This window comes from Chryseobacterium sp. 2TAF14 (genome assembly GCF_052115105.1).
Taxonomy (GTDB): Bacteria; Bacteroidota; Bacteroidia; order Flavobacteriales; family Weeksellaceae; genus Chryseobacterium.
In genome coordinates, this window is the sequence record NZ_JBFRGA010000228.1 from 1 (window position 1) to 3,669 (window position 3,669).

Genomic DNA, 3,669 nt, shown 5'->3' on the forward strand with positions numbered 1-3,669 from the left:
ATGTTAAGATACTCAGATATTTTATTAATGTTTGCGGAAGCAGATAACGAATTGCACGGTGGTCCGTCTCAGGAGGCGATCAATGCAGTAATGGCTGTAAGACAAAGAGCTTATACAGGGAATTTGGGTCAGGTAGGAACAATACCGACTGGTAAAACAGCTTTCTTTGATTATATTGTAAAAGAAAGACAGCTTGAATTTGGCGGTGAAGGTTTAAGAAAATACGATCTTATCCGTTGGAATTTATTAGAAACTAAAATTAACGAAACAAGAACTAAGCTTACTCAATTTATGAATGGAACAGGAGCTTATGCAAACGTTCCCGAATATATTTTCTACAAAAAGCCAACGTATGTTCCTGCAAAAACAGCTCAGCAGAATGTATTAGACATCGATTTCTATACAACAGGCGGAGTTGCAAAAGCTGATATTTTCTACAGCCCAAATCAATCTGTAGCAACACCTTCCGGTTACACAAAAGTAAACTGGAGATTAGCAATGACTCAGCCATACATCAGTGGAGATCCTATCAAGAGTTACGCTTATTATTTCCAGCCAAACAGAAAAGAGCTGTTGCCAATTGCTTTAGACGTTATCAATTCAAATTACATTCTTACCCAAGATTATGGTTATTAGTAAAATACACATTCATATTAATTAATTTTGCAGTACAGACTTCCTCCTTCGCGGGAAAAGGTCTGTACTTTTCTTCAAAGAAAAATTCAGAAAAGATTTTTAAAAGTTGAATTTCAGCCCATCAACTAGCAACTAAAAACGATCAACTATTTATGCAGGTTTCAGGTTTAAAAAATTCTAAGTTCTTATTTATTTTTTCACTCGTTTTGATCAGTCTTCTTTCTTTCAAAGCTAAAGATGATAAAACCATCATAGTTTCGAAAGACGGAAAAGGAAATTTTACGACGATTCAGCAGGCAATTGACGCTGTTGAGGAAGGAACATCGGTAAGAACAAAAATTATAATAAAACCTGGAATTTACAGAGAAAAAATTACGATTCCCGCTACAAAAAGTGCGATGAGCTTAATTGGAGAAAATGCAGAAAACACTATTCTGGTTTATGGTGATTTTGCTTCAAAACCAAACGCAGAAGGCAAAAATATTGGAACAACCGGTTCTTCAACGATCTTTATCTTTTCAGATAATTTTTCAGCTAAAAACATCACCTTTCAGAATGATGCAGGACCAGTCGGGCAAGCCGTTGCTGTTCTCACTACAGGAGACAAAATCGCATTTGAAAATTGCAGATTTTTAGGATTTCAGGATACTTTATACACAAAAGGAACTCAGGATAATCCCGATAAGAGCAAAATTTCCCGAAACTATTTTAAAAACTGCTACATAGAAGGAACTACAGATTACATTTTCGGAGCCGGAACCGCCGTTTTTGAGAACTGCACGATTTATTCCAAAAAAAATGCATCTTATATTACCGCTGCCTCTACTCCGGAAGGAGCCGAGTTTGGTTATATCTTTATTAACTGTAATTTAACAGGTGATGCATCTGCAAATTCCGTATATTTGGGAAGACCTTGGAGACCATTTGCAAAAACTGTTTTCATAAGTTGTGCAATCGATTTCACAATTAAAAAAGAAGGTTGGCATAACTGGTCTAAACCCGATGCCGAAAAAACAACTTTCTACGCAGAATATAATTCTAAAGGAGCCGGAGCAGATCCGTCGAAGAGAGTTTCTTGGTCGCATCAGTTGACAAAAGATCAGGCTAAAAAATATTCCGCAAAAAACGTTCTGAAAGGAAAAGACAACTGGAATTTTACAAAAAATTTTAAATAAGATCTAAAGTTTAAATTATTTTAAATGAAATTCAGTCTAAAACATAAAATCTTTACCACAGGCATTCTCACAATGCTTGCTTTATCTGTTTCGGCTCAGGAAAAAACGTTGAGTTTCCCCGGAGCTGAAGGTTTCGGAAGATATACAACCGGCGGAAGAGGCGGGAACGTTTTATTCGTAACTAAATTATCAGACGATGGTTCTGAAGGAACTTTAAGATATGCTTTAGAGCAAAAAGGCGCAAAATATATTGTTTTTAAAACCGGCGGAACAATTTATCTGGAATCTCCGTTAAAAATTAAAGAAGGCAATGTAACCATTTTAGGGCAAACCGCGCCCGGAGACGGAATTACAATTGCCAATTACGAAACTTTTGTTGCTGCAGATAATGTGATTATCCGCTTTCTGCGTTTCAGAATGGGAGATCAGAAAAAATTTGAAGGCGATGCTTTAGGCGCAAGATTTATAAAAGATTTAATCGTTGATCATTGCTCGATGAGCTGGTCTACTGATGAAACGGTTTCTATTTATGTAAACGAAAACACTACGCTTCAATGGTGCGTGATCGCGGAAAGCTTAAGAAATTCTGCCCACCAAAAAGGTGCTCACGGTTACGGCGGAATTGCAGGCGGAAAATTTGCGTCTTTCCACCATAACATTTATGCGAATCATGACAGCAGAAACCCGAGATTGGGAGAATACGCAGGAAGCAAATTTGCACTGACGGATTTAACTGATTTTAGAAATAATGTAATTTATAATTGGGGACACAACAATGTTTATGGCGGTGAAGGAATGAATGTGAACATTGTAAACAATTATTACAAACCGGGTCCGGCTACAATGACTCCGAAAAGAATTGTCGCTATCGATAAAAACGAAAAACCGGAAACTGAAGTTTACAATATCTGGGGAAAATATTACATCAGTGGAAATGTTTCTGAAGGCAATCCTGAAGTAACCGCAGACAACTGGAATTTAGGTGTTTTTAATCAAATGAAAGAATCTTATAAACTGACTGAAGAAGATAAAAATTCTATTAAAATCAATCAACCACACGATATTCAGAATAATATTAAAACAGATTCTCCGAAAAATGCTTACGAAAAAATCTTAAAAATCGGAGGTGCAAGTCTGGTGAGAGATGCGGTAGATTTACGTGTTTTAAAAGAGGTGAAAAACGGTACTTTTACTTATAACGGTTCGCTTGGAAGTAAAAACGGAATCATCGATTCGCAAAAAGATGTCGGCGGATTTCCTGATTTAAAACAGGGAAAAACCTTACTCGATTCAGACAATGACGGCATGCCCGATGAATGGGAAAAAAAACACAATCTGGATCCTAAAAAAGCCAATGCAAACGGAAGAGATTTAGATAAAAATTATGATAACATTGAGGTTTACAGCCACAGTATGGTGCAGGATATTATCACAAAACAATAGTTGTACTTTTACTTACATAAATTAAAAAAAATCAAAAAAATCAACTTTAAAATTGAATGACAATGAGTTTTATTAATCAAAAATTAAAAATATATGCAGTTGCAGTTTTAGGTTCGGGGATGTTCTTAGCTTGCGCACAGACAAAAAATGCAGTCGCATCAAAACCGGCAAAAGAAATTTCACAATCAGGAAAAGTAGTTCCTACCAATCTGAAATGGTCTGAAAGAATGATGCTTTCCGAAATGCAGAGATTTCCTGAAGCATGGATGCTTGATTTCAGCAAAAGCCCGAAATGGACCTATCCTTCAGCTATTGTGTTGGATGGAGCCGAACAGCTTTACATTAAAACAGGTAAAAAAGAATATTACGATTATATCAGCGGTTTTGGTGAAAAGCTCATTACAGAAGATGGTAA

At 36.3% G+C, this 3,669-nt stretch carries 4 protein-coding genes; all 4 read left to right on the forward strand.

Annotation, left to right across the window (positions count from 1 at the left end; genetic code table 11):
* The coding region (locus tag AB4Y90_RS16450) for a RagB/SusD family nutrient uptake outer membrane protein (protein WP_441558655.1) at positions 1–636 on the forward strand (636 nt) is incomplete at its 5' end.
* Positions 637–788: 152 nt separating this feature from the next.
* A complete protein-coding gene (locus AB4Y90_RS16455) occupies positions 789–1,811 on the forward strand; it encodes a pectinesterase family protein (protein WP_441558656.1) in 1,023 nt (340 codons plus the stop codon).
* Positions 1,812–1,835: 24 nt separating this feature from the next.
* The gene (locus AB4Y90_RS16460) at positions 1,836–3,254 is read left to right on the forward strand and encodes a pectate lyase (protein ID WP_441558657.1); all 1,419 of its coding nucleotides are present in this window, start codon (positions 1,836–1,838) and stop codon (positions 3,252–3,254) included.
* A 62-nt stretch (positions 3,255–3,316) separates the two neighbouring features.
* Positions 3,317–3,669, forward strand: a 353-nt coding sequence (locus AB4Y90_RS16465) for a glycoside hydrolase family 88 protein (RefSeq protein ID WP_441558658.1), incomplete at its 3' end; no start/stop codon positions are given.